At 56.1% G+C, this 25,163-nt stretch carries 21 protein-coding genes; 13 read left to right on the forward strand and 8 right to left on the reverse strand.

Features of this window, described 5'->3' with window-relative positions:
• Positions 1 to 103: 103 nt before the first annotated feature.
• From pheP to M1D91_RS06030, 6 genes are all read left to right on the forward strand, one after another.
• Positions 104 to 1,492, forward strand: a complete 1,389-nt coding sequence (gene pheP, locus M1D91_RS06005; protein ID WP_437434232.1) for a phenylalanine transporter — start codon at positions 104 to 106, stop codon at positions 1,490 to 1,492.
• 168 nt (positions 1,493 to 1,660) lie between these two features.
• Positions 1,661 to 2,899 carry an MFS transporter gene (locus tag M1D91_RS06010; protein WP_437434213.1) on the forward strand — a complete coding sequence of 413 codons (1,239 nt, stop codon included), beginning with the start codon at positions 1,661 to 1,663 and terminating at the stop codon, positions 2,897 to 2,899.
• Positions 2,900 to 2,914: 15 nt separating this feature from the next.
• Complete coding sequence (locus M1D91_RS06015; RefSeq protein ID WP_437434214.1) at positions 2,915 to 3,979, forward strand: sugar phosphate isomerase/epimerase family protein; 1,065 nt, start codon at positions 2,915 to 2,917, stop codon at positions 3,977 to 3,979.
• Entirely contained in the window at positions 3,976 to 5,124 is a 1,149-nt protein-coding gene (locus tag M1D91_RS06020) for a Gfo/Idh/MocA family protein (RefSeq protein ID WP_437434215.1), read from the forward strand. The genes M1D91_RS06015 and M1D91_RS06020 overlap by 4 nt, the downstream gene beginning before the upstream one ends.
• Positions 5,125 to 5,723: 599 nt before the next feature.
• The gene (locus tag M1D91_RS06025) at positions 5,724 to 6,704 is read left to right on the forward strand and encodes a LacI family DNA-binding transcriptional regulator (RefSeq protein WP_437434216.1); all 981 of its coding nucleotides are present in this window, start codon (positions 5,724 to 5,726) and stop codon (positions 6,702 to 6,704) included.
• 132 nt (positions 6,705 to 6,836) lie between these two features.
• The gene (locus M1D91_RS06030; RefSeq protein ID WP_437434217.1) at positions 6,837 to 7,700 is read left to right on the forward strand and encodes a DMT family transporter; all 864 of its coding nucleotides are present in this window, start codon (positions 6,837 to 6,839) and stop codon (positions 7,698 to 7,700) included.
• A gap of 90 nt (positions 7,701 to 7,790) precedes the next feature.
• Here M1D91_RS06030 and M1D91_RS06035 read toward each other — a convergent pair whose 3' ends face one another.
• The 3 genes from M1D91_RS06035 to M1D91_RS06045 form a co-directional block, all read right to left on the reverse strand.
• Positions 7,791 to 8,588 (reverse strand): PhzF family phenazine biosynthesis protein, encoded by a 798-nt coding sequence (locus tag M1D91_RS06035; RefSeq protein ID WP_437434218.1) that lies wholly within the window; start codon positions 8,586 to 8,588, stop codon positions 7,791 to 7,793.
• Between the two features lie 69 nt (positions 8,589 to 8,657).
• Positions 8,658 to 9,026 (reverse strand): MmcQ/YjbR family DNA-binding protein, encoded by a 369-nt coding sequence (locus M1D91_RS06040; RefSeq protein ID WP_437434219.1) that lies wholly within the window; start codon positions 9,024 to 9,026, stop codon positions 8,658 to 8,660.
• The gene (locus M1D91_RS06045) at positions 9,016 to 9,606 is read right to left on the reverse strand and encodes a TetR/AcrR family transcriptional regulator (RefSeq protein ID WP_437434220.1); all 591 of its coding nucleotides are present in this window, start codon (positions 9,604 to 9,606) and stop codon (positions 9,016 to 9,018) included. Before M1D91_RS06045 ends, M1D91_RS06040 begins: the two co-directional genes overlap by 11 nt.
• A 194-nt stretch (positions 9,607 to 9,800) precedes the next feature.
• On the opposite strand from M1D91_RS06045, the gene M1D91_RS06050 reads away from it, so the two are divergent.
• On the forward strand, positions 9,801 to 10,901 hold the full coding sequence (locus M1D91_RS06050) for an MBL fold metallo-hydrolase (protein ID WP_437434221.1): 1,101 nt from the start codon (positions 9,801 to 9,803) through the stop codon (positions 10,899 to 10,901).
• A gap of 30 nt (positions 10,902 to 10,931) precedes the next feature.
• Complete coding sequence (locus M1D91_RS06055; RefSeq protein ID WP_437434222.1) at positions 10,932 to 11,273, forward strand: RamA family antibiotic efflux transcriptional regulator; 342 nt, start codon at positions 10,932 to 10,934, stop codon at positions 11,271 to 11,273.
• 39 nt (positions 11,274 to 11,312) lie between these two features.
• Here the strand turns inward: M1D91_RS06055 and M1D91_RS06060 are convergent, their stop codons facing one another.
• Complete coding sequence (locus M1D91_RS06060; RefSeq protein WP_437434223.1) at positions 11,313 to 13,469, reverse strand: TonB-dependent siderophore receptor; 2,157 nt, start codon at positions 13,467 to 13,469, stop codon at positions 11,313 to 11,315.
• A gap of 152 nt (positions 13,470 to 13,621) precedes the next feature.
• Here M1D91_RS06060 and M1D91_RS06065 point away from each other — a divergent pair, with 152 nt between their 5' ends.
• The gene (locus M1D91_RS06065) at positions 13,622 to 15,214 is read left to right on the forward strand and encodes an alpha/beta hydrolase-fold protein (protein ID WP_437434224.1); all 1,593 of its coding nucleotides are present in this window, start codon (positions 13,622 to 13,624) and stop codon (positions 15,212 to 15,214) included.
• Here the strand turns inward: M1D91_RS06065 and M1D91_RS06070 are convergent.
• The 3 genes from M1D91_RS06070 to pdxR form a co-directional block, all read right to left on the reverse strand.
• The gene (locus M1D91_RS06070) at positions 15,176 to 15,421 is read right to left on the reverse strand and encodes a DUF1158 domain-containing protein (protein WP_437434225.1); all 246 of its coding nucleotides are present in this window, start codon (positions 15,419 to 15,421) and stop codon (positions 15,176 to 15,178) included. The genes M1D91_RS06065 and M1D91_RS06070 overlap by 39 nt on opposite strands.
• Before the next feature lie 71 nt (positions 15,422 to 15,492).
• Complete coding sequence (locus tag M1D91_RS06075) at positions 15,493 to 16,611, reverse strand: YbdK family carboxylate-amine ligase (protein WP_437434226.1); 1,119 nt, start codon at positions 16,609 to 16,611, stop codon at positions 15,493 to 15,495.
• A 123-nt stretch (positions 16,612 to 16,734) separates the two neighbouring features.
• Positions 16,735 to 18,198 (reverse strand): MocR-like pyridoxine biosynthesis transcription factor PdxR, encoded by a 1,464-nt coding sequence (pdxR, locus tag M1D91_RS06080; protein WP_437434227.1) that lies wholly within the window; start codon positions 18,196 to 18,198, stop codon positions 16,735 to 16,737.
• Positions 18,199 to 18,431: 233 nt separating this feature from the next.
• Between pdxR and M1D91_RS06085 the strand changes: the two genes are divergently transcribed.
• From M1D91_RS06085 to M1D91_RS06100, 4 genes are read left to right on the forward strand one after another with little or no spacing between them, the layout of a single operon-like run.
• On the forward strand, positions 18,432 to 19,280 hold the full coding sequence (locus tag M1D91_RS06085; RefSeq protein ID WP_437434228.1) for a transporter substrate-binding domain-containing protein: 849 nt from the start codon (positions 18,432 to 18,434) through the stop codon (positions 19,278 to 19,280).
• A 45-nt stretch (positions 19,281 to 19,325) separates the two neighbouring features.
• Positions 19,326 to 19,967 carry an amino acid ABC transporter permease gene (locus M1D91_RS06090; RefSeq protein ID WP_437434229.1) on the forward strand — a complete coding sequence of 214 codons (642 nt, stop codon included), beginning with the start codon at positions 19,326 to 19,328 and terminating at the stop codon, positions 19,965 to 19,967.
• A 13-nt stretch (positions 19,968 to 19,980) separates the two neighbouring features.
• A complete protein-coding gene (locus M1D91_RS06095) occupies positions 19,981 to 20,646 on the forward strand; it encodes an amino acid ABC transporter permease (protein WP_437434230.1) in 666 nt (221 codons plus the stop codon).
• On the forward strand, positions 20,639 to 21,400 hold the full coding sequence (locus M1D91_RS06100; RefSeq protein WP_437434231.1) for an amino acid ABC transporter ATP-binding protein: 762 nt from the start codon (positions 20,639 to 20,641) through the stop codon (positions 21,398 to 21,400). Before M1D91_RS06095 ends, M1D91_RS06100 begins: the two co-directional genes overlap by 8 nt.
• 2,922 nt (positions 21,401 to 24,322) lie before the next feature.
• Here the strand turns inward: M1D91_RS06100 and M1D91_RS06105 are convergent.
• Positions 24,323 to 25,090, reverse strand: a complete 768-nt coding sequence (locus M1D91_RS06105; protein WP_437433593.1) for an SDR family NAD(P)-dependent oxidoreductase — start codon at positions 25,088 to 25,090, stop codon at positions 24,323 to 24,325.
• Positions 25,091 to 25,163: the final 73 nt, after the last annotated feature.

The following is a 25,163-nucleotide window of genomic DNA, read 5'->3' on the forward strand; positions in this document are numbered from 1 at the left end:
CGAGCGATGCCTGATGGTAGGGGAGACCCTTTCCCTGGTCTTGCTACACCTTGCTGTAAGTGTTAAAAGGTGCGGCTTCATGACAACAAGAAAGGGGAAAGACGTGAAAAACGCGTCAATGGCATCTGAGCACTTCGCAGATGCCGCGTCGGAAACAGGGCCGACGCTGCAACGAGGACTTAAAAACCGCCACATTCAATTAATCGCCCTTGGCGGCGCGATTGGCACCGGATTGTTTCTCGGCATTGGCCCGGCAATCCAGATGGCGGGGCCAGCAGTGCTGCTGGGCTACGGTGTCGCAGGCATTATTGCCTTTCTGATTATGCGCCAGCTCGGTGAGATGGTTGTTGAAGAGCCGGTATCCGGGTCGTTCGCTCACTTTGCCTTTAAATACTGGGGGCCGTTTGCCGGGTTCCTGTCTGGCTGGAACTACTGGGCAATGTTTGTGCTGGTGGGAATGGCGGAACTGACCGCCGCCGGGATTTATATGCAGTACTGGTTCCCGGAGGTGCCGACGTGGATTTGGGCCGCAACCTTCTTCATCATTATCAATGCCGTTAATCTGGTGAACGTGCGCCTCTACGGCGAAACCGAATTCTGGTTCGCGCTCATCAAAGTCCTCGCCATTATCGGAATGATAGGCTTCGGCCTGTGGATGCTGTTTAGCGGCAACGGCGGAGAAAAAGCGAGCGTCGAAAATCTCTGGCGTTTTGATGGCTTCTTTGCCACCGGCTGGAACGGGCTGGTGCTGTCGCTGGCGGTGATCATGTTCTCCTTTGGCGGGCTGGAGCTTATCGGGATCACCGCAGCGGAAGCCAGCGATCCGCATAAATCTATTCCGAAAGCCGTAAACCAGGTGGTCTATCGCATTCTCCTCTTTTATATCGGTTCGCTGGTGGTACTACTGACCCTCTACCCGTGGGTCGATATCAAAGCCGACAGCAGCCCGTTTGTAATGATTTTCCATGATCTGAACAGTAACCTGGTGGCATCGGCGCTGAACTTTGTCATTCTGGTGGCCTCGTTATCGGTCTACAACAGCGGTGTTTACTCCAACAGCCGTATGCTGTTTGGTCTGTCAGTACAGGGTAATGCGCCTGCATTTTTAACGCGCGTCAGCCGTCGTGGCGTACCCGTGAATTCGTTGTTCCTCTCCGGGGCCATCACGTCGCTGGTGGTGCTGGTGAACTATCTGCTGCCGAAAGAGGCTTTTGGTCTGCTGATGGCGCTTGTGGTGGCCACACTGCTGCTGAACTGGATAATGATTTCGCTGGCACACCTCAAATTCCGTGCGGCCATGCGGCGTAAAGGCCGTGACCCCTTGTTTAAAGCGCTTATTCACCCGGCGGGTAACTATCTGTGCATCGCCTTTATGTTGATGATTCTGGCGCTGATGTGCACCATAGACGGTATGCGCACCTCTGCTATTCTGCTGCCGGTATGGATTGCCTTCCTGTTCGCTGCGTTCACACTCTCACGTCGTAAAGCCTAACGTGCTGATCTTTCGTCCCGCCGATCAGGGCGGGACGTTATCCCAACAAAATTTATCGTGACTGATCTCCCACTCCTGTTTCACTGAACAGGAAAATAATTTTGTAATCGATTACTTTTCATTTGATGGCGTTTGTAATCGATTACTTTTTTAGGGTGGGGCAAAAAAATGGTGTCAACAACCGAAAGTAGTGGAAGTCATGTTCAGCACCGACTGCTGGTTCCCCGGCTATCGCTGATGATGTTTTTACAATTTTTTATCTGGGGAAGCTGGTCGGTCACTTTAGGTCTGGTGATGACGCAGCACAACATGTCGCTGTTAATTGGCGATGCCTTCTCGGCGGGGCCTATCGCCTCGATTCTCTCGCCGTTTGTGCTGGGGATGCTGGTAGACCGCTTCTTCGCGTCGCAAAAAGTGATGGCGGTGATGCATCTGGCGGGGGCGGTTATTCTGATGTTTGTGCCTCAGGCGCTGGTCGCGGAAAATGGCTCGTTGCTGATTGCGCTGCTGTTTGGTTACACGCTGTGCTACATGCCGACGCTGGCGCTGACTAACAATATTGCGTTTCATAGTCTGTCGAATATCGACAAAACTTTCCCGGTGGTGCGCGTGTTTGGCACCATCGGCTGGATTGTGGCGGGTATTTTTATCGGCGTTACGGGCATCTCCTCCAGCGTGACTATTTTCCAGGTGGCGGCAGCCTGTTCTGTTCTGCTGGCGCTCTACAGCCTGACGCTGCCCCATACCCCCGCACCGGCAAAAGGGCAACCGGTCGCCCTGCGTGACCTGTTCTGTGCCGACGCCTTTGCGCTGCTGAAAACCCGCCACTTCTTTGTGTTTTCGCTGTGCGCGATGTTGATTTCAGTCCCGCTGGGCACCTATTACGCCTACACCGCCTCATATCTGGCGGATGCCGGGGTTGCGGATGTCAGTACCGCCATGTCGTTTGGTCAGATGTCTGAAATCTTTTTCATGCTGGTTATCCCACTGCTGTTCCGCCGTCTGGGTGTGAAATACATGCTGCTGATTGGGATGCTCGCCTGGTTTGTACGTTACGCCTTCTTTGCGCTTGGCGTCAGTGAAGAGGGGCGCTTCCTGCTCTATCTCGGCATTTTGCTGCACGGCGTCTGCTACGACTTCTTCTTCGTGGTGGGCTTTATCTATACCGACCGCGTGGCCGGGGAAAAGGTCAAAGGCCAGGCCCAGAGCATGATTGTGATGTTTACCTACGGTATTGGCATGCTGCTCGGCTCGCAGATTTCCGGTGCGCTCTATAACCGCCTCGTGGCGGGGCAGGCCATTCCCCAGGCCTGGGTGACCTTCTGGTGGATACCGGCCGTCGCGGCAGCGGTTATCGCACTGATTTTCCTGGTCTCGTTTAAATATAAAGACAGTGACCATGCATAAAAATTGGGAGACGCTATGAAAACCATTCAGGGGCCGGGCATTTTTCTGGCGCAATTTATCAGCGGGGAGCCTCCGTTTAACTCGCTCGTCGGGCTGGCGGGCTGGGCATCCGGGCTGGGGTTTAAAGCGCTGCAGATCCCCTGCAACCATCCGGCGATTTTTGACGTTGAGCGTGCCGCACAAAGCCAGACCTATTGCGATGAGGTCAGCGGGCTGCTGGCAGAGCATGGGCTGGTCATTAGCGAACTCTCTACCCATCTGGAAGGGCAGCTGATAGCCGTGCACCCGGCTTACGATGCCGCCTTTGATGGCTTTGCGCCTGCGTCGCTGCGCGGTAATCCGGCGGCACGTCAGGCCTGGGCGGTCGAAAAAGTGATGCAGGCCGCGGTGGCATCAAAAAATCTTGGTCTGAAGACGCACGCGACCTTCTCCGGGGCGCTGGCCTGGCCCTATTTTTACCCCTGGCCGCCGCACAATGCGCTGTTGCTTGAAGAGGCTTTTGACGAGCTGGCGCGTCGTTGGCTGCCGGTGCTCAACCGTTTCGACGAGCAGGGCGTGGACCTTTGCTTTGAAATTCATCCGGGTGAAGACCTGCATGATGGCGTCACGTTTGAGCGCCTCCTGACGAAGGTCGACCACCATCCGCGCTGTAACATTCTCTATGACCCAAGCCACTTGCATTTGCAGCAGCTTGATTATCTGGCGTTTATCGATATCTATCATTCACGTATCAAAGCGTTTCACGTTAAAGATGCGGAGTTTCGCGCCAGCGGGCGCAGTGGTGTCTATGGGGGATATCAGACCTGGGCCGACAGAGCGGGGCGTTTTCGATCACCGGGAGACGGGCAGATAGACTTTGGCGCGGTGTTCAGCAAGCTCACCCGCTACGGTTATGAGGGCTGGGCGGTGCTGGAGTGGGAGTGCTGCCTGAAGTCGGGTGAGGTGGGCGCGCGGGAGGGCAGTGAGTTTATTCGTCGCCACATTATCCCGGTTTCCGCCCACGCGTTTGATGACTTTGCCGCCGGGGCAGAAGACCGCGCAAGCGTGCGCAGGATGTTAGGTCTGGGAGAGGTTGAATGATTCAGGCAGGCATTATTGGCACCGGCTTTATTGGTCCGGCGCATATTGAGGCGCTGCGTCGCCTGGGGTTTGTCGAGGTGGTCGCCTTATGTGATGCGTCGCTGGCGAACGCCACGCAAAAAGCGCGTGCGCTGGGCGTTCCCCATGCCTATGGCAGCGTGGAGGACCTACTGGCTCATCCGGGACTTCAGGTAGTGCATAACTGCACGCCTAACCATCTTCACGCTGCGATTAACCGCCAGGTGCTCTGCGCCGGAAAACATCTTTTTTCCGAAAAACCGCTCTGCATGAACGCAGACGAAGCCCGCGAACTGGTGGCCTTAGCCGAAGAGGCGGGCGTGGTGCATGGCGTCAGCTTTGTCTATCGCCAGTTTGCGATGGTGCAGCAGGCTGCGAGCATGAACCGCAGTGGGAAAGTGGGGCGCCTGTTCTCGGTGTATGGCAGCTATTTGCAGGACTGGATGCAGCTTGAAACCGACTACAACTGGCGCGTGGATCCGTCAGTCGGCGGAGCCTCAAGGGCGGTGGGGGACATTGGTTCTCACTGGTGCGATACCCTGCAGTTTGTCACCGGAAAGCGTATCACGGAGGTGATGGCGGATTTGGCGATTGTCTGGCCGACCCGCCAGGTGCGCTCTTCTGCCGCGACGTTCTCATCGGCAGATGAGGGAGCGCAACGGGAAGCACGCCCGGTAACAACCGAAGATGCCGCCTCGGTCCTGCTGCGTTTTGATGATGGCAGCAAGGGCTGTTTCAGCGTTTCGCAGGTGAGCGCCGGGCGCAAAAACCGCCTCAGTTTTGAGATAAATGGTAGTGAGTGCTCACTGGGTTGGGACCAGGAGATCCCCCAGCAGCTGTGGATCGGGCATCGTCAGCAGCCGAACCAGATCCTCACCGATGATCCTGGACTGATGTCTCCGGACGTAGCCGCCAGCGCCCACTTCCCCGGTGGTCATATCGAAGGCTGGCCGGATGCCTTCAGGAACATGATGCTTAACTTCTACTCGGCAGTAAAAGTCGGCAAGATGCCTGCGCGTGAGCAGGCCCGGTTTGCCTCATTCCATGACGGCGCCAACGTGATGTTTATTATTGATGCCATTTTGCAAAGTCACGCTCAGCAAAAATGGGTAACGGTGGAGTATTGAGATGGATGTGCCTGCGGGCACGGACGGTCCCCTCTCTCTTGAGGGCTGAGGAATCCTCAGAAAAAATGTATGCACGGACAGTCCTCTCGCCCCTCCGGGGAGAGGGCAAGGGTGAGGGGAAACATGCGGCGCTGAGGAGGCATTCCGTTCACCTTATGTTTCTTGCTTTTCTGTCGCTCCAGAACCCGTGAACGTGCCAGGGTGGTTCACCGCCACCACCCTGGCGACCCGGGCTCCCGGCCAGGAAAATCGCCGCTGGCGCGGTCCACTTAGCTTCTCCTTCAGGCTTATCGGGGACGGGCGAAGGCAACATCCCTGCGCGTCACCCCGGCCTTGCGGATACGCGTCGTCGATTTTCAGCCGGACCCTGTCATCGCGGTAACTGCTTTATTCTCATTCAGCAATGATATCGCTGCAAAACGTAATATGACTGGGCATCCCTCAGCCTTTGGGGATCAGGGTGAGGGGAGCGACGCCAGAAGTAGCATATAGCTCTGATCCCCACTCTCTTCCTGAATAGCGAGGGAGTCCACCGTGCATGCCTTCCGGCAATATGATAGCCTGCTAACCCACCGCTAACCGCAGGAACTCTCGACGTTATGTCCATTCAGAAAATCGCCAGGCTGGCTGGCGTTTCCGTTGCCACGGTTTCACGTGTCCTCAATAACAGCGAGTCGGTAAAAGAGACCAACCGTGAACGCGTACTGAAGGCCATCGCGGAAAGCAACTATCAGCCCAACCTGATGGCGCGTCAGTTGCGTACCGCCCGCAGCTCAATGATCCTGGTACTGGTGTCGAATATCGCTAACCCCTTTTGTGCCGAAGTGGTGAAAGGGATAGAAGAAGCGGCCGAGCAGAACGGTTTTCGCATTCTGCTTTGTAATTCCGGCTCCGATATGGAGCGTTCCCGCTCTGCGCTTAAACTGCTCTCCGGTAAAATTGTCGACGGCATTATCACAATGGATGCCTTTGCTCGCCTGCCGGAACTGACAACACTGATAGGCAGCGCCCCCTGGGTACAGTGCGCGGAGTATGCCGATGAAGGAGACGTCTCCTGCGTGGGTATTAATGACGTGGAGGCCGCTCGGTGCGTCATTGAGCAGCTGCTTGCGCGCGGCTGCCAGCGCATCGCGCTTATCAACCATGATTTGAGCTACAAATATGCCCGCCTGCGTGAGCAAGGCTACACCAGCGCGTTAGCGGAAAAACAGCGTTGCTGGAAAGCGGTGGAATATGCCCAGGATTTAAGCTTCAGCGCCGGGAAAGCGGCAATGGAAAACCTGCTGCGTGCTGACGAACGCCCCGATGCGGTATTTGCCGTCTCCGACACCCTGGCCGCAGGGGCATTGCTGGCTATTCACGAGGCCGGACTCGCCATGCCCCAGGATATCGCGGTCGTCGGGTTTGATGGCACGGAACTGGCCGAAATGGTCACGCCACCTCTCAGCACGGTTTCGCAACCGTCGCGTGAGATTGGCCGCAAGGCGGTGGGCTTATTGCTCAATAAAATCGACAATCCCCAGGCCCCTGCAGAACGCATTATGATGGACTGGCACTATATTTCCCGTGCCAGTGCGTAATAACCCGTCATACTTCAGGTGGTAGCCTGCACATCCTTAACCCGGATTATTTAGGGTATAGTGGTGTATTATCAGTCAGATACCTATTACCAGCGATTTTCGCTGGTTTTTTTATGCTCAGGGAGCTTTGCCATGAACCGGCAACGACAAGCAGAACTCTTTCTCGTTTTCACCACGCTGATTGCCGCCTGTGGGTGGATTTTTTCCCGAGAGGCTATTTCCGGTATGCCGGTTTTCGCCTTTCTGGGGGTGCGTTTTTTGGGGGCGGCGTTGGTGTTATTGCCCTTTTGCCGTGGTCAGAGTATTCCCCCGCAATGGCGTCGCCAGGCGGTAACCAGCGGGCTGTGGATGGCGGCAAACATGTGCCTGTGGATCTGGTCGGTCTCCACCACGCCCTCGCTCGGAGAGGGGGCTTTTATCATGAGCCTCTCCATGCTGTTTGTGCCGCTGGTGGCCTGGGCGATGATGGGCGTGCGTCCGGCCCGCGCGTACTGGGAGTGTCTGCCGGTCGCCGTTATCGGACTTGCGTTACTGAGCTTACACACCCCGATTGTGTTTCACCCGAGCCAGGGGTGGTTCCTGCTGACCGCGTTTGTGCAATCCATCTCCTTTTGTTACACCAGCCGTTTAGCACGAGATGTCCCGCTCATTCCCCTTACCACCGTGCAACTGGCGGTAACGGGCAGCATCGGCGTCTTCTTCTCACTGCTGTTTGAACACTGGACCCAGCCGTTAACGGCCCCGACCATCATGTGGCTGGTGGCCAGTATTTTTATTGCCACCAGCCTGCGCTTTGGTCTGCAGATACAGGGGCAGAAGTATGCAGCGGTCGCCAGCGCGGCGCTGATTATGGTGCTGGAGCCCCTGCTCACGGTCATTGCGGCCTCGCTGTGGTACAGCGAGCGCCTGCCGCTACAAAAAATTCTCGGTGGTGTGCTTATCCTGCTTGCGCAGTTGTGGTTCCGCTGGCGAATGGTGGCGAAACTGCCTTCCTGAGTGAAAACTCCCTTTGCCGAACACCCTGATGCGAACCGCAGTGGTGCGACACTTCCACAGTGCCGGGCCACCTGCAAGGGAGCACCAGATTTAGATAAAGAGTTTTCCTGCCAGCACCGTATGGGCCGCGCCGAAGAGTCTTACGCGGTCGGAGCCGGCGAGCTCAATCACTACCTCGCCGCCGCGTGCGGAGGCCTGCCAGGCACGTAGTGAGCGCTTACCGGAGCGGGCTGACCAGTAGGCGGCGAGGGCGCAATGCGCCGATCCGGTCACCGGATCTTCGTTTACGCCGACCCAGGGAGCAAAATAGCGGGAGATAAAATCCTGATTTTCCCTGCCCGGCGCGGTAACCGCCACGCCGCGGCCTGGGAGTGCCGCGAGCGCCTGAAAATCGGGGGCAAGGTTCTCAATGCGCTGCGCATCTTCAATGACGATCATCTCTTTGGCTCCGTATCTGCCGCAGGCCACTATCTCCTTTTCCTCAAGCCCAAGCGCCGCCACTTTTCGCGCGTCGGGGAGATGACGCATATCCGGCGGCGTCAGCGGGAAATCAAGTTCAATCGTTGACGCGTGAGCGATAGCGGTAAGCGGGCCGGAGAGGGTGGTAAATTCGATGCGTTCACCCACCTGCAATTGACCCGTCTGGCGTAATACGTGGGCGGTAGCGAGGGTAGCGTGACCGCAAAGATCGACTTCGGCAAGCGGGGTGAACCAGCGTAACTGTCTTGTGCGAAGCGTCAAAAAAGCGGTTTCGGAGACGGCCATCTCCGCTGCAATGTTTTGCATCGTTGCAGCTTCCAGGGCGTCGGGGGTAATACACACTGCGGCCGGGTTGCCGGAAAACGGGCCGTTACTAAAGGCATCAACCTGATAAATCGCCAGTTCCACGCGTTCTGCTCCTGTCAGTCATCGGACCCACACGGTAACGCGTTTCGTCAGTGAGGAACAGGGGCAGGGCTAGCGTGGGCGCAGACGTTGTTGTGCTTTGCGCGACAGCGTGTCCACCACCAGTTCGCGTGAATCGTGAATCAGGTCAGCCAGCAGCGCTTTGGTGATATCGTCACCAGCGAAAACCGAGATCCAGTGCTTCTTATTCATGTGGTAGCCTGGCTCAATGCTGCGATAAATCTGTTGATTAAGCAGGGATTTTTGAGGATCGGACTTCAGAGTCACCAGGGGTCTGCCGTGTGCTGTGGTGGTCATCATGAAAATCTTTCCCTCCACTTTAAAGACGTCATGTTCCGGGCCAAACGGCCAGCAGTGGTCGGTAAAGGGCAACGCCAGCGCGGTACGGTGTGCAAACGCATGCAGGGTTTTACTGTCCACGGTGCCCCTCTGCGGTCAGTGCGCGCCACATGGCTTCAAAGCCCAGGCGTTTGGTCTCTTTCGACTTTTCAGGGTCGCGGCTGGCGAAATCCATGGTTGTCTCGGCAAGCGTCAGGAAGATGGCATCGCCAAAAGACGAAAACGCCTCAGAGAGAAACTCAGACATAATGGACCGGTGACAGATCTCGTGCAGCTCCGGGAACATCTCATGAACCTTCTGGCGCGTGGCGGGGGTGATTTTTTCGCTCACGGAAATCTGGCGAATGGCATTATGGCCTGTAGGGTGGCGAATTCCCCAGTCAATATAACTGTTCCAGATGGACTGGGTATGCAATTTCGGATCGGTGACGGCGCGGTCAAGCCCGTCGATCATGGTCCGACATAAATCGGATTTTAAATACAGATAGAGGGCGTTGAGCAGGTCATCTTTGGTGGCAAAGTAGCGAAACAGGGTGCCTTCAGCGACACCTGCATTACGGGCAATCGCCGCCGTTGAGGCCGCAATGCCGGTTTGACCGATAGCGACGGCCGCCGCATCCAGTAATGCCAGTTTTTTGTCTTCACTCTTAGGACGAGCCACTACATTTTTCTCCTCTGGGTTTAAAACCCACGATTGAAACATGCCCATTCCGGCGCTGCAACGTTCAATGTCAAACTTCGAAAATCATCTTGACGACATTCTAATCATTTCTATAATGAGTGCTTACTCACTCATATTCAAGTTTAACACATTTTGGCGTTCCAACGGATGGGGACCGCTTTCAGGAAGGGAAGATGAAACGTCTTACGTTCAGCGTGGTGCTCATAATGCTCCTTGTTTCAGCCGCCAGTTTACCCTTTGTGCTTAACGCCGGGTTCGGTCAGCCACCGCAGGGTGAACAGCGCATGCGTGTCGAGCAGTCGCCGCACTACCGTGACGGCGAGTTTCAGAATCAACTGCCGACACCCAACTATACCGGGCAGAAAAATATGCTCGCGGCAATGTGGGATTTTCTGGTCACCCGTCGTGAAAACGCGCGTCCGCAGCAGCCTTTACCGCTGATGAAGACCGATCTCATGAGTCTGCCGCTGGCGCAGGACACCGTGGTGTGGCTGGGGCACTCTTCCTGGTATTTGCAGCTCGCCGGTAAACGCATTCTGATTGACCCGGTACTGAGCCATTACGCGGCACCCTTCTCCTTCCTGAACAAAGCGTTCGCCGGGGAGTACCCCTGGACGGCGCAGACGATGCCGGAGATCGATCTGCTGGTTATCTCCCATGACCATTATGACCACCTCGACTACGCCACCATCAAAGGGTTGTTGCCGAAGGTCAAACGGGTGGTGACCCCGCTGGGCGTCGGGTCGCACCTGCGCTACTGGGGCATGAACCCGGACATTATTCAGGAAGCCGACTGGCAGCAAACCATCAGCGTGGCAGACGGACTGGAGGTGCATGTACTTCCGGCGCGGCACTTCTCAGGACGTGGTCTGAAACGTAACCAGACGCTGTGGGCCAGTTTTATGTTCGTGACCGGCGATCGCACGCTTTATTACAGCGGTGACTCCGGCTATGGGCCCCATTTCAAAGCCATTGGAGAGCAATTTGGCAAGGTGGATTTGGCCATTATGGAAAACGGTCAGTACGACGAGGACTGGAAGTACATCCACATGATGCCGGAGGAGACGGCCCTGGCAGCCCAGGAGCTTAACGCTCAGGCGGTGTTGCCGGGTCACGCGGGACGTTTTGTGCTGGCGAAGCACACCTGGGATGACCCTTATAAACGACTGGCTCTGGCAAGCCAGGGAAAAGGGTATCGACTGTTAACCCCCACGCTGGGCGAGCCGGTTCTGGCGGCAGACCCTGCGCAAGGCTTCCGGGCCTGGTGGGAATAGGTTTTTTCGAAGAGCAGAGGGGAGCGTAACATGACTATTTCCGCTCAGGTTATCGACACCATCGTCGGATGGATCGACGATAATTTGCATCAACCATTACGGATTGACGATATCGCCCGCCATTCCGGCTACTCAAAATGGCACCTGCAACGGCTGTTTTTACAGTACAAAGGGGAGAGTCTGGGGCGCTACATTCGTGAACGTAAGCTGTCGATGGCGGCGCAGGATTTATTAAACACCGATCAAAAGGTTTACGACATTTGCCTGAAGTATGGCTTTGATTCCCAGCAGACCTTTACGCGGATCTTTACCCGCACCTTTCATCAGCCGCCGGGCGCCTGGCGCAAAGAGCATCATCCGCAGACTCACTGATAAATAACCGGCTGGATAACAGCCGGTTTTTTTCAACAATTACCAGGCATAATTCACGGTCGCGGTCAGGGTACGACCCACGCCGTAGAAACAGGCGGTGTCGCTGGCGCAGGAGGCGACGTATTTGGTGTTCGCCAGGTTGTTAACATTAAACTGCACGCTCGCCCCTTTCAGGTTGTCATTGAGCTCACCGAGTGAGTATCCCAGCATCACGTCATACAGGTCCACCGACGCCACTTTGAAGGTGTTCTTTGCATCGCCATAGCTGGTGCCAATGTAGCGCATCCCGACACCAGCGGTCAGACTTTTGAGCGGACCGGAGGGCAGGGTGTAGCTGGTAAAGGCAGAGGCCATATGCGCAGGAACTCGCTGCGGGGTTTTGCCTTTCACGCCCGCCACCGTGGTGCTGGTCACTTCGGCATCGGTATAAGTGTAAGAGGCAATAATGTTCCAGCTCTCCCACAGGGTTGAGTGAACCTCTGCTTCCACCCCTTTTGAGCGAATCTCACCGGCGTTTTCAAACCAGCCTTCCGCGCTGTTGTAGGTCGGCACGTTGGTCTGGCGCAGATCCCAGGCGGCAACCGACATCAGCGTGTTGTCCACTGGCTGGTACTTCAGGCCCGCTTCGGTCTGCTTACCGGTGGTGGGTTTAAAGGGGGCGACGCCCGGTGCGCGGTTGGTTTGCAGATTCGGCTCAAACGACGTGCTGTAGCTGATATACGGCGACAGGCCGGAATCGAAGGCATAGAGCAAGCCGGTGCGCCAGGTGAATTTACTGTCATTCTGCTGAGTAAGCGCGTCTGAGGCGGTAAAGTCGGTGCTGCGCACTTCTGACCAGTCATACCGGCCGGACAGGAGCAGCTCCCAGTTATTCCAGCTCATCTGATCCTGTAAATAGACACCCATCTGGTCCAGATTCTGCTGCTCATCGGTGAGCGTCGCGAAGGTGCTCTCATCCACGCTCACGCCGTAAGTCGGTTTCGTCCAGTCGAAATCATATTGGGTGCCGGAACCGCGCTGTAGCAGCTGCTTATCTTTGCTCTGCTTGTAGTCCAGGCCGCCGAGTACCGTGTGACCAACAGCGGCGGTGACAAACTGGGCTTCAAGCTGGTTATCGAGGCCGAACTCGTTGGTGGTGCGCGCTTCATGCTGCGCCCGGCGGGTGAGCACGGTACTCTCTGGCGCACTGTTGGCATACACCAGATAACGGTATTTCTGTTTGATGGTGGCGTAGCGGGCGTTCTGGCGGAAGGTAAAGATATCATTGAGCTGATGTTCTACCTCATAGCCAATCATGGTCTGTTCACGCCAGGACTGATCGTAATCCGGGTCGCTGACGTTCATATTCCACGGCAGATAGTTACCGTTGGCGCTCACCACGGTGCCGTAGTAAGGCAGGAAGTTGCGGTAGCCCGCGTCGGGATCTTTCTGGTAGCTGGTAAGCAGCGTGAAGCGCGTCTGATCGTTCGGGTACCAGGTGATAGCCGGCGCAATGGCCATGCGTGTCTCTTTATAATCGCTTATCTGATTATCCTGGGTGCGGGCGATGCCGTTCAGGCGGTAGAGCACGCGACCGTCATCGCTCAGTTTACCGCCGAAATCAAACGCGCCTTCCCCCAGCTTGTTATTGCCGGTACGGAACTGAACGTTATGGAGGGATTCGCTGGTCGGGCGTTTGCTGGTCATGCTAATCAGGCCGCCTGGGTTAACCTGACCAAAAAGCACCGAAGCCGGGCCGCGCACCAGTTCCACGCGCTCCAGTAGCCACGGATCGACGGTGCCGGTTTGCGAAGAGGCGGTCGCACCGAAGCTCAGGCCGTCGAGGAATTTCGGCACATAGCTAAACCCACGGACAAACACTTCGTCGTTACGGTTGGACGCGCCACGGTATTCGGTGAACGTGCCTGCGGTGTAGCGCAGCGCCTGTGACACCGAGGTAGCATCCAGCGCTTTCATCTGGTCGCGGGTGATGACCGAAACGGACTGCGGCGTTTTCACCAGATCGGCGGAGGTTTTGGTTGCCGACAGGGTTTTGGTGGCGACTATCCCTTTAACTGGCGCAGTGGGCTCTTCAACCGCCTTCGCCGAAACAATGAGCGTCTCCTCACCACCGGTTTTTGCCAGCACCGGAGAACTTACCCCTGTAACAGTGAGACTGAGCAGCCAGAGCTGCGTTATTTTGTTCTTTTTAAACATTATTTTTATATTCCTGTTGTGGTTACCTGCTATCACGCCTCCCCAAAACATACCCAGACGCCGCGGGGAGCCATCCTTAACGGCGCAGATGATATTGCAAATTATTAGCATTTGCATTAGCGTCAATAGCAATTTTACAGGGAGCAACGCGAATGAAGATGGCTTGGGGTGGGTTACTGGTGGGGTTCAGCACACTGTCTGCGGTGGCGGCGCCCTGCGAATCGCCGTCGGTTCAGGGAGAGCAGCAGGGGAGATTCGATGCCAGCGGTGAAGTCTGTTTTCAGCTTCCCGTGCTCAGTGAAAATTATGTTCAGGCGACCCTGAAAGGCGTAACGGATGCACACCTGCTTGACGAACAGCATCATCACCTGCGCACGTTACTGGAAGGAGGGCCGGCTGACGGCGAGCAGTCGCTGCTCTTTTCTCTGCCGGTAAAACGCTCTTCATCGCTGGTACTCCACGGCAATGAGGGCATGCGCTGGTCGTTTAGCTGGCGCATGAAAGAAACAGAGCCGCTCTCCCGCGCGCTGGTGCTGGATCCTGCCAGCCCGGCGCTGCAAAAACTGGCAGGGGAGCTGGCAGCCGGGGGAAACACGGAAGCGTTCTGGGCCGCTCGTCAGCAAAACGGTACGCCGCTGGTGGAGCCGGTGGATGCAACCCATAAGCGCGTGACCTTCCTGTGGCGTGGCGCACGCGGCAATGTCTTTATTCTTGGGTCCCCCGCCGGCGATCACGATCCGCTGTTTAAACTCGCACATTCAGACGTCTGGTTTCGCAGCTATGTTGTCCCTTCTGATACGCGCATGCAGTATAAGCTTGCACCGGATGTGCCAAAGATCGATGGCACGCCGCGCGAGCAGCGCCGTGCCATTCTGGTCAGTGCGCAGGCCGATCCCCTTAACGCCCTCACGATGAGCTGCCCACATGCCGACCGCTGGAACCGCTCTTCGTTGCTGGACTTAAGCCCGGTCCGCTATTTCTCCCGTAAAGCCATGTCCCAACCCATTCTGCACGGTTCGCTCATGCGTAAATCCTTGTACAGCGCGCGCTTAGGTAACCGCCGGGAAATCATCATCTACCGTCCCCATACCGCTCAGCCCGTGCGCTGGACCCTGTTTCTGTTCGACGGGCAGATCTGGCAGGACGATTACCACACCGCCAATGTGCTGGACGGGCTGATAGCGCGGCACCAACTGCCGCCGGTGAACGTTGTTTTCATTGACAGCCTTGACCACGCGCGGCGGTCACGGGAGCTACCGCCAAACGCCGATTTCGCCGATTTTATGGCCCACGATCTGCTCCCCTGGCTGCGTCAACAGGGCATTAGGGTAGCGCGTAAGAAGACGATAGTCGCCGGTGCCAGCTATGGTGGTCTGGCATCCTCCTGGGTGGCGCTGCGTTACCCGCGCCTGTTCGGCAATGTACTGAGCCTGTCCGGCTCCTACTGGTGGGCGCCACAAGGGGAAAAAGCGGGTTGGTTAACGCGGCAATATGCCGAAGCGCCGCGTTACCCGGTACGTTTCTGGATACAGGCCGGACGTTTCGAAGCGCAGGGCCCGGATGGGGGTATTTACCGCAACAGCATGGACTTTGACAGTATGCTACGGGAAAAGGGCTATCACAGCCGTTTCCACCCCTGGTCGAGCGGGCATGATTATGCCGCGTGGGTCGAGGCCTTAGTGCATGGGTTACGGGACATCACCGGCTTACGCCAGAGAGAACCAGCGCCGCCAGATAAAGCGTAAAACATAAAATTCTACGGCACCCAGCAGCAGGAACCACAGACAAAACAGAATGGTATAGAGCTGATTGAGGTCCTGAAAATGGAAGGTGTCCATCAGCGTTTGTGCCAGCACCAGCCCCAGCGAAGGCGCGGGGAGCAGCAGGACGGAAACGAACGCCATTCCCAGAATGCCGGCTGCGGTGATCAAGGTTTCCAGTGGGTGCTTCATATCAGTTAATCGGTTGTTAAAAGAGGTATTGTCGGGGAAAGTGCACCCTGGTGCAATCTCCCCGCAGGCAATTACCCCGCCGCCCAAATCTCGGTGTGTTTTTGCACAAGCCCGATCAGGGAGCCACCATCGGCTACGAAATCGCGCATCAGTTGCGCTTCGCTTTTGCCGCGTCTCACAAAATAGCCCAGTTCGGTAATCGCGCTGCCCGCATTAAGCTTATCCGCCCAGGGGGCAACTTTTTCCAGCATACGTTCAATGTCATCGGCAATACGGCACTGCTCGCCAGTATGGACGTCGGTGATAACGCCATCCAGCCCGAAACGACAGGCCTGGAAACGGTTAAATTTATACAAAAGATAGTCGCGCTCCTGATGCTTAAAAGGGCGCTCTGCCAGTAACCAGTGGGCAATAGCCTGAATAAACCCGGTCATGTTAATAGCATGTGAGAGAGTAAGCGGCGTATCCATCACCCGCACTTCAACGGTGCCAAAATTGGGACTGGGGCGAATATCCCAGTGCAGATCCTTAATGCTCTCAATCATGCTGGTATAACTCAGACGGCGAAACAGCCCTTCAAATTCCTGCCAGTTGCTGACCCAGGGCATGGGTCCGTTGTCAGGGAAAGAGGAAAAAATGTTCAGACGCGATGAGGCAAAACGACTATCGGTGCGCTGCATATAAGGCGATGCGGCGCTAAGTGCAATAAAGTGGGGAACAAAACGCGACAGCCCGTGCAGCAGATAGATGGCGTCATCACCGTTCTGGCAACCCACATGGACATGCTGACCAAAAACGGTCGCTTGTTGCATCAGATAGCCGAACATCTCCAGCGTGCGGGCATAACGCTCATCTTTGCTTATCTCCTGGCGCTGCCATTTCTGGAAAGGGTGGGTTCCGCCGCCACAGATCTTCACGTGGTGCTCGTTCGCTGCCTGCAGAATGATTTGCTGCATGGCAGAAAACTGGCTGGCGGCCTGGTTAATGTCTTTACACACGCCGGTGGCAATCTCCAGCATGCTCTCGGTGATGTCATGTTTGACTTCACCTGCCTTTACCTGACTCTTTACGGCATCAATCAGGCGCGATGAGTCCTGACTCAGGTCGTAGCCCGGTGGGTTAACAACCTGGAGTTCAAGCTCAACGCCCAGGGTAAAAGGGTCAGATACGTGAAAATCGGGTAGTGGCATACTCTCTTATCCTTTCCTTGTGAGGGTTCAGGTAAGTATACCCGTCATACTTCAAGTTGCCTGGGCATTGGCTCTCCTCGCTCACCCCGGTCACTTACCAGCGTAAGCTCCTGGGGCGAGGAGTCAGGCGAGCTGCTGTAACTGACCGCGCAGCACTTCGACGCCTGGCATAATGGCGTCCGGGTTGATGGCATGAAACCCCATACGAAAAAAGTTATCCGGCGGCGAACCCTCCAGAAAATGACGGGCCCCAGGCTCTATTAATACTCCCGCGTGGGCTGCTCGCCAGGTCAACTGCTGGGTGCTGATATGCGCCGGGGTACTGAGCCAGAACGCGTTAGCATGCTCACTCCCGCTAAGGGTCTTGCACTCAGGCAAAAAGCGATGCAGCGCGGCGTGCAGCCTGTCCCAGCGCCGCGCGGAATCTTCGTGATAGCGACGCAGGTGGGTTTCGTAATGGCCCTGTGCCAGAAAATGGGCCATCTGGTACTGGAGGTTAGCAGGGGGATGACGATAGACCAGACGTCGCAGCGCACGGGCTTCGTCGATAATTTCAGGGGCGGCAACCATGTAGCCCAGACGCAGACCGGGCGACAGCGCTTTTGACAAACTACTGACATAAATCACGCGTCCGCTGCGGTCGCTGGCTTTAAGTGCGGGCAGGGGGTTTTGCGTGAAATTGCTCTCTGAATCGTAGTCGTCTTCGATGATCACTGCATCGTGGCGCGCGGCATAGTCCAGCAGTTGCGCGCGTCGCGCCTTGCTCATGGTGACGCCGGTCGGGACCTGGTGACCGGGCGTAACGTAGTAATAATCACAGGGCGTCTCACCTGGCACAAGTCCCTCATCGTCTACCGGATGAGGCACAATCTGCGGCTCGCCAAGCAGAAAGGTGTTGATGGCTTCGCGAAACCCTGGGTTTTCCACCGCCACTCGGGTCTGGCGTGACATTAACAGGCGGGTTAACAGATAAAGGGCATTCTGCGATCCCAGCGTAATCAAAATTTCATCCGGCGCGGCAACGATGCCTCGTTTTGGCAGTACGCGCGTGCGGATCTGCTCTATCAGCGCCGGTACATCCTGATCGATGTGATCAATCACCCATGCCGGATCGCGGGCACCACCATGCAGCCAGTTTGCCGCGGTACGCCAGGTGGCAAGCGGGAACTGCCGGGGATCCGGTTGACCGTAGATAAAGGGGTAACGGTAGTGCATCCAGCCAGCCGGCTTAAGGATAGACTCCTGCTGACTGGGGGTAATGTGCAGCCGTTTGCTCCAGAGTGGTGCAGCGCTTTCGCATTCAGGTGCACGTTGAGACACATTTTGCCCGGCGCTGTAGTAGTCGGGATGGAGATAATAGCCGCTGCGGGGCCGGCTTATCAGGTAGCCCTCATTCACCAGACTTTCAAAGACCAGGGCGGTGGTATTGCGCGATACGTTGAGCTGCACGGCCAGCTGCCGGCAGGAAGGTAACGGCGTTTCAGCCGGGAAAATGCCGCTCAAAATGGCATTAATCAATGATTCCCGTACCTGCTCCTGTAACCCACGTTGACCATCGAAATCGACATGCATCAGGTGACGAATCATATTGCCCTCCCCGGAGATCTCATCAAAAAAGAACGAGCAAAATCCATACCAGCTGTCGGAGATCTGACACAAACATTATCGCGGTCTGGCTCTATTCAGAATTCTGAAAGCGTCTCTATTGTTAAAACGCAGTCACAACACGCCGGATGACCATCGCTTTCGGCATATTTATTGCAAAGACTCCGGTACGACGGAAATGCATCAGCCTTGCAGAAAAAATTAAGGGTAGAGAAATGAAAAACGTATTCGGCAAATATTATCTTGCAGCCATCTTCTCGCTGGCTTTTTCTTTGCACGCAGTTGCAGCGGATTTACCCGAAATCGAAAAAAATGGCACCATGAAAGTCGCAACGGAAGATGACTACGCGCCGTTTAACTTTATGACTAACGGACAGGCAGATGGTTTTAATAAGGATATGCTCGACGAGTTTCGTAAATATGCGAAATTCAACATTACGCAAAGTATTTTACCCTGGACAGGGCTGCTCGCCGCTGTCTCAACGGGGCAATATGATATGGCCTTAACCGGTGCCGTTATAACCGATGAACGCCTCAACGTGTTTAATTTCACGCCGCCCTGGGCCTCCGCCCAGCACTATTTTGTAAAACGGGCTGACGATAAAACCCTGAATACGATAGCCGATCTCAGCGGTAAAAAAGTGGGCGTCCAGGCAGGCAGTGCACTGCTGGCGCGTCTGCCTGAGTTGAAAGCGATGCTGGAAAAAACCGGCGGCAAATTAGGGCCGGTGGTCGAGTATCAGTCTTACCCGGAAGCTTATGCGGACCTTGCCAATAAGCGCGTGGATTACGTGATTAACGTGGTTATCTCGGTCAACGATCTGGTGAAAGCAAAACCGAAAATCTTTGCCAAAGGTCTGGCGGTTTCCGGCCCCGGATACATGGCGTGGCCGGTGCCGAAAAACTCACCCGAACTGCTGGCTTACATGACCAAATTCATGAACCACATGACCGAGAGCGGCAAGCTGGCTGAGTTGCAGAAAAAATGGTTCGGCGAAACCTATGATATGCCGAAAGAGCCTATTACCAGCGCCGGACAGTTCCATCAGTTAGCGGGTTTTTAAGATCATCGCGGCGGGCAACCGCCGCCTGTTAAAGAAGGAGGGCATATGGATGCAATGGCCTGGCAGTTATTGATTGAAGGCGCATGGACGACCCTCTGGATCTCGGGTATTGCGATTGCGTCCGGGGTGATTATCGGGCTTGTGATCGCGTTCATCCGCATGATGAAAATTCCCGTTATCGACCAGATTTTAGTGGTTTACATTAGCCTGGCACGGGCGACGCCGCTGGTCACCCTGGTGCTGTTTCTCTTTTTGTCGCTGCCGACCCTCGGCATCAATATGGACAAAACGTTGGCGGCCATCGTGGCGTTAACGCTTAACACCTCGGCCTTTAATGCCGAAATCTGGCGCAATGCGTTTCGCAATTTTCCCCGTGAACAACGGGAAGCCGCAGAGTCCGTCGGCATGCGACGCTGGACCTATTTCCGCTACATTATGTTGCCGCAGATGTGGATTGAAAGTCTGCCAGCGCTGGTCAACGAAATGTCGTTCCTCATTAAAGGAAGCCCGGCCATCGCGGTAATTGGCGTGGTGGATCTGACGCGCGTCACCAACCGCATTTCGTCTGTCACCTATGAGCCACTGTCGCCGATTCTGGCGGCCGGGCTGTTGTATGTGGTTATTATCGGTCTGCTGCTGAAATGCCAGAGCATGGCGGAACGCAAAGCGAAGCGTCTGGCGCGGTAAAGCGGGAGGATATATGAATCAATGGGGCATTATCTGGTCAGCACGTGAAAGTTTCTTTAACGGCCTGCTGACAACACTCGAGCTGTTTATTATTGCGGCAGTTATTGGCCTGCTGATCGGTATTCTCTTATGTTACGTCATGGAATATCAGCACCGGTTTCTTGACAGCGTGATTATGGCTTTCGTCAGCCTGATGCGGGCAACGCCTTTTCTTATTCTGGCCTATCTGCTTTATTACGGGCTACCGGAAATAGGTATCAGTATGGAGGCATGGACGGCGGGGCTGGTGGCATTAATTATTTATCACGGTGCTTACTTCTTTGAAATATTACGTAGCCAGCGAAGGCTATTTTCTAAGGGGTATACCGAAGCCGCCGTTTCGCAGGGGTTCTCACGCTACAAAATATTTAAACGTATCGTGCTGCCCAATATTTTCTCCTCGGCACTGCCCCTGATGGGAAATCAACTCATTATTTGTCTGAAGGATACCGCCTTCCTGTGCATTATTACGGTTCAGGAGATAACCGCAGCGGCAAACGGCGTACAGTCCACCTATTTTATTCCCTTCAATGCGTTCATTGTGGCGATTGCGCTGTACTGGGGGATCAGCATCTTGCTTGAACTGATGATTAAACGTCTTAGCCAGTATGGCGCAAAAAGAGGAATGACCCATGCCTGAATCAAGTGCGGTGAGCATTAAAAACCTGTCCAAACAGTTTGATAACGTTGAGGTGCTGCGCGACATCAACCTGACGGTGGAAAAGGGCACGGTGGTCAGCATTCTGGGGTCATCCGGTTCGGGGAAGTCGACGCTGCTGCGCTGTATGAACTGGCTGGAACAGCCCGATCGTGGGGAAGTCCACATCAGCGGGCAGCGCATCGGGGTGGACGCCAGCACCGGTAAAGCGATGTCGCACAAAGATCTCTCAAAAGTACGCGAACGCATAGGTATGGTATTCCAGAGTTTCAATCTGTGGCCGCATCTTACCGTGCTGCAAAACGTCAGCGAAGCCCTGGTGCATGTGAAAGGGATGAGGCGTGACGCGGCAGAGGAGATTGCCCGTGCCCAGTTAGAAAAGGTCGGTATGGGCCATAAATCGGATGCTTATCCGATCACGCTCTCCGGCGGGCAGAAGCAGCGTGTGGCGATTGCCCGATCCCTTGCCATGTCCCCTGAAGTCATTTTGTTTGATGAACCGACCTCCGCGCTGGATCCTGAGCTGGTGAGCGAAGTGCTTGGGGTGATGAAAAACCTCGCCGCCGAGGGCTACACGATGGTGGTGGTGACCCATGAGATGGACTTTGCCCGCCAGGTGTCAGATGAAGTGGTGTTTTTAGAAAAGGGGTTGCTGATTGAAAAAGCACCGCCGGAGAAATTTTTCACCCATCCCGATTCGGACAGGGTAAGGAAGTTTTTGCAGTCGAGCCGTTAATACCCTCACCCCGGCCCTCTCCCTGAAAGGGAGAGGGAGAAAGGCTGGGCAAGCTTGCTTTTGAGGGTGGGTGCTAAGTCTGCAAACCGCTCGAACGGTTCCCTCGCCCCTTTGGGGAGAGGGAGAAAGGTTGGGCAAGCTTGCTTTTTGAAGGTGGGTGCTAAGTCTGCAAACCACTCGAACGGCTCCTCGCCCCTTTGGGGAGAGGGAGAAAGGCTAGCTCAGCTGATTTTTTAAAGGTGGGTGCTAAGTCTGCAAACCGCTCGAACGGTTCCCTCGCCCCTTTGGGGAGAGGGTCAGGGTGAGGGGAACATGCGGCGCTGAGGGTCATTCCGTTCACCTTATGTTCCTTGCTTCTCTTTCACGCCAGAACCCGTGAACGTGCCAGGGTGGTTCACCGCCACCACCCTGGCGACCCGGGCTCCCGGCCAGGAAAATCGCCGCTTCGCGGTTCACGACGCTTAATCCTTCAGGCTTATCGGGGACGGGCGGAGGAAACCTCCCTGTAAAGCCGCCCTCGCCGCGCATCCCTGCGCGGCGCCCCGGCCTTGCGGATACGCGTCGTCGATTTTCAGCCGGACCTGGTCATCGCGGTGACGGTTTTATTCTCATGACGCCGTGTTATCGCTGTAAATTGTGAGGGGTAAAAACAGTGAAAAACCACTCGAATGGCTCCTCGCCCCTTTAGGGAGAGGGAGAAAGGCTAGCCCAGCTGATTTTTTGAAGGTGGGTGCTAAGTCTGCAAACCGCTCGAACGGTCTCCTCGCCCCCAGGGGAGAGGGAGAAAGACTGGTTCAGCTTACTTTTTGAAGGTGAGTGCTAAGTCTGCAAACCACTCGAACGGTTCCCTCGCCCCTTTGGGGAGAGGGGCAGGGTGAGGGGAACATGCGGCTCTGAGGGTCATTCCGTTCACCTTATGTTCCTTGCTTCTCTGTCGCTCCAGAACCCGTGAACGTGCCAGGGTGGTTCGCCGCCACCACCCTGGCGACCCGGGCTCCCGGCTAAGAAAATCGCCGCTTCGCGGTTCACGACGCTTAATCCTTCAGGCTTATCGGGGGCGGGCGGAGGAAACCTCCCTGTAAAGCCGCCCTCGCCGCGCATCCCTGCGCGGCGCCCCGGCCTTGCGGATACGCGTCGTCGATTTTCAGCCGGACCTGGTCATCGCGGTGACGGTTTTATTCTCATGACGCCGTGTTATCGCTGTAAATTGTGAGGGGTAAAAACAGTGAAAAACCACTCGAATGGCTCCTCGCCCCTTTAGGGAGAGGGAGAAAGGCTAGCCCAGCTGATTTTTTGAAGGTGGATGCTAAGTCTGCAAACCACTCGAACGGTTCCCTCGCCCCTTTGGGGAGAGGGTCAGGGTGAGGGGAACATGCGGCGCTGAGGGTCATTCCGTTCACCTTATGTTCCTTGCTTCTCTTTCACGCCAGAACCCGTGAACGTGCCAGGGTGGTTCGCCGCCACCACCCTGGCGACCCGGGCTCCCGGCTAAGAAAATCGCCGCTGCGCGGTTCACGACGCTTAATCCTTCAGGCTTATCGGGGGCGGGCGGAGGAAACCTCCCTGTAAAGCCGCCCTCGCCGCGCATCCCTGCGCGGCGCCCCGGCCTTGCGGATACGCGTCGTCGATTTTCAGCCGGACCTGGTCATCGCGGTGACGGTTTTATTCTCATGACGCCGTGTTATCGCTGTAAATTGTGAGGGGTAAAAACAGTGAAAAACCACTCGAATGGCTCCTCGCCCCTTTAGGGAGAGGGAGAAAGGCTAGCCCAGCTGATTTTTTGAAGGTGGGTGCTAAGTCTGCAAACCACTCGAACGGTTCCCTCGCCCCCAGGGGAGAGGGAGAAAGACTGGTCCAGCTTGCTTTTTGAAGGCAGGTGCTAAGTCTGCAAACCGCTCGAACGGTTCCCTCGCCCCTTTGGGGAGAGGGGCAGGGTGAGGGGAACATGCGGCTCTGAGGGTCATTCCGTTCACCTTATGTTCCTTGTTTCTCTGTCGCTCCAGAACCCGTGAACGTGCCAGGGTGGTTCACCGCCACCACCCTGGCGACCCGGGCTCCCGGCTAAGAAAATCGCCGCTGCGCGGTTCACGACGCTTCATCCTTCAGGCTTATCGGGGGCGGGCGGAGGAAACCTCCCTGTAAAGCCGCCCTCGCCGCGCATCCCTGCACGGCGCCCCGGCCTTGCGGATACGCGTCGCCGATTTTCAGCCGGACCTGGTCATCGCGGTGACGGTTTTATTCTCATGACGCCGTGTTATCGCTGTAAATTGTGAGGGGTAAAAATAGTGAAAAACCGCTCGAACGGTCTCCTCGCCCCTTTGGGGAGAGGGAGAAAGACTGGTCCAGCTTGCTTTTTGAAGGCAGGTGCTAAGTCTGCAAACCACTCGAACGGCTCCTCGCCCCTTTGGGGAGAGGGGCAGGGTGAGGGGAACATGCGGCTCTGAGGGTCGTTCCGTTCACCTTATGTTCCTTGCTTCTCTGTCACGCCAGAACCCGTGAACGTGCCAGGGTGGTTCACCGCCACCACCCTGGCGACCCGGGCTCCCGGCTAAGAAAATCGCCGCTTCGCGGTCCACGACGCTTAATCCTTCAGGCTTACCGGGGGCGGGCGGAGGAAACCTCCCTGTAAAGCCGCCCTCGCCGCGCATCCCTGCGCGGCGCCCCGGCCTTACGGATACGCGTCGCCGATTTTCAGCCGGACCTGGTCATCGCGGTGACGGTTTTATTCTCATGACGCCGTGTTATCGCTGTAAATTGTGAGGGGTAAAAATAGTGAAAAACCGCTCGAACGGTCTCCTCGCCCCCAGGGGAGAGGGAGAAAGACTGGTCCAGCTTGCTTTCTGAAGGTGGGTGCTAAGTCTGCAAACCGCTCGAACGGTTCCCTCGCCCCTTTGGGGAGAGGGCCAGGGTGAGGGGAAAACATCAATCCCTGTCAATCGCAAACGGCTGCCAGGCCTGACGCACCGGCATTACCTCCACACGGTTGATATTCATATGGTCCGGCAGCGTGGCGATATAAAACATCTGCCCGGCGATATCCTGCGCGGTCAGGGGCGTGGTGCCACGGTACAAATTATCGGATGCCGTCTGGTCTCCTTTGGTACGTACCAGCGTGAATTCTGTCTCCGCAATCCCTGGCGCCAGATCCGTCACGCGCACGCCCGTGCCTAACAAATCACAACGCAGGTTGTAGCTGAACTGCTTCACAAAGGCTTTGGTTGCGCCGTAGACGTGGCTGCCCGGATAGGGCCACTGCCCGGCAATGGAGCCGATATTAATGATGCTGGCACCAGCACCGTGTCGGATGAGCGTCGGCAGCAGGGCATGTGTCACATTCACAAGCCCCGTCACGTTGGTGTCAATCATCGTCTGCCAGTCTTCCAGCGCGACCTGTTGTGCAGGCTGCGGTGCCAGCGCTAACCCGGCATTGTTAATCAGCGTGGTGATGTCAGCAAATTCCGCGGGCAGGGCGGCAACGGCCTGCTTTACGGCAGCGTTATCGCGCACATCAAGTTCGATGATATGAACGGGCACGCGCCCCTGAAGCGACTCTCGTAGCGCTTCCAGGCGCGACAGGCGACGCCCACTCAGCACCAAAGACCATCCCGCGTCAGCAAACACATGGGCGGCAGCTGCGCCGAACCCGGATGTTGCGCCAGTAATAAAGACCACTTTGTTTACCTTCGTCATTGCAAGCTCCTGTTCGGGTTTCGTTCTCACTATAAAAACGCGCGTGAGGGGCATACAGAGCCAGTTAGTCAGC

The organism is Enterobacter sp. SA197, assembly GCF_054131575.1.

What these genes read in the sequence shown, in the direction of transcription:
- M1D91_RS06085 (WP_437434228.1), top strand. Translation starts at nt 18,432, where the DNA reads ATGAAAAACGTATTCGGCAAATATTATCTTGCAGCCATCTTCTCGCTG.
- M1D91_RS06030 (WP_437434217.1), top strand. Translation starts at nt 6,837, where the DNA reads ATGAACCGGCAACGACAAGCAGAACTCTTTCTCGTTTTCACCACGCTG.
- M1D91_RS06065 (WP_437434224.1), top strand. Translation starts at nt 13,622, where the DNA reads ATGAAGATGGCTTGGGGTGGGTTACTGGTGGGGTTCAGCACACTGTCT.
- M1D91_RS06025 (WP_437434216.1), top strand. Translation starts at nt 5,724, where the DNA reads ATGTCCATTCAGAAAATCGCCAGGCTGGCTGGCGTTTCCGTTGCCACG.
- M1D91_RS06060 (WP_437434223.1), bottom strand. Translation starts at nt 13,469, where the DNA reads ATGTTTAAAAAGAACAAAATAACGCAGCTCTGGCTGCTCAGTCTCACT.
- M1D91_RS06095 (WP_437434230.1), top strand. Translation starts at nt 19,981, where the DNA reads ATGAATCAATGGGGCATTATCTGGTCAGCACGTGAAAGTTTCTTTAAC.
- M1D91_RS06075 (WP_437434226.1), bottom strand. Translation starts at nt 16,611, where the DNA reads ATGCCACTACCCGATTTTCACGTATCTGACCCTTTTACCCTGGGCGTT.
- M1D91_RS06105 (WP_437433593.1), bottom strand. Translation starts at nt 25,090, where the DNA reads ATGACGAAGGTAAACAAAGTGGTCTTTATTACTGGCGCAACATCCGGG.
- pdxR (WP_437434227.1), bottom strand. Translation starts at nt 18,198, where the DNA reads ATGATTCGTCACCTGATGCATGTCGATTTCGATGGTCAACGTGGGTTA.
- M1D91_RS06010 (WP_437434213.1), top strand. Translation starts at nt 1,661, where the DNA reads ATGGTGTCAACAACCGAAAGTAGTGGAAGTCATGTTCAGCACCGACTG.
- M1D91_RS06090 (WP_437434229.1), top strand. Translation starts at nt 19,326, where the DNA reads ATGGATGCAATGGCCTGGCAGTTATTGATTGAAGGCGCATGGACGACC.
- M1D91_RS06055 (WP_437434222.1), top strand. Translation starts at nt 10,932, where the DNA reads ATGACTATTTCCGCTCAGGTTATCGACACCATCGTCGGATGGATCGAC.
- M1D91_RS06100 (WP_437434231.1), top strand. Translation starts at nt 20,639, where the DNA reads ATGCCTGAATCAAGTGCGGTGAGCATTAAAAACCTGTCCAAACAGTTT.
- M1D91_RS06050 (WP_437434221.1), top strand. Translation starts at nt 9,801, where the DNA reads ATGAAACGTCTTACGTTCAGCGTGGTGCTCATAATGCTCCTTGTTTCA.
- M1D91_RS06015 (WP_437434214.1), top strand. Translation starts at nt 2,915, where the DNA reads ATGAAAACCATTCAGGGGCCGGGCATTTTTCTGGCGCAATTTATCAGC.
- M1D91_RS06070 (WP_437434225.1), bottom strand. Translation starts at nt 15,421, where the DNA reads ATGAAGCACCCACTGGAAACCTTGATCACCGCAGCCGGCATTCTGGGA.
- M1D91_RS06020 (WP_437434215.1), top strand. Translation starts at nt 3,976, where the DNA reads ATGATTCAGGCAGGCATTATTGGCACCGGCTTTATTGGTCCGGCGCAT.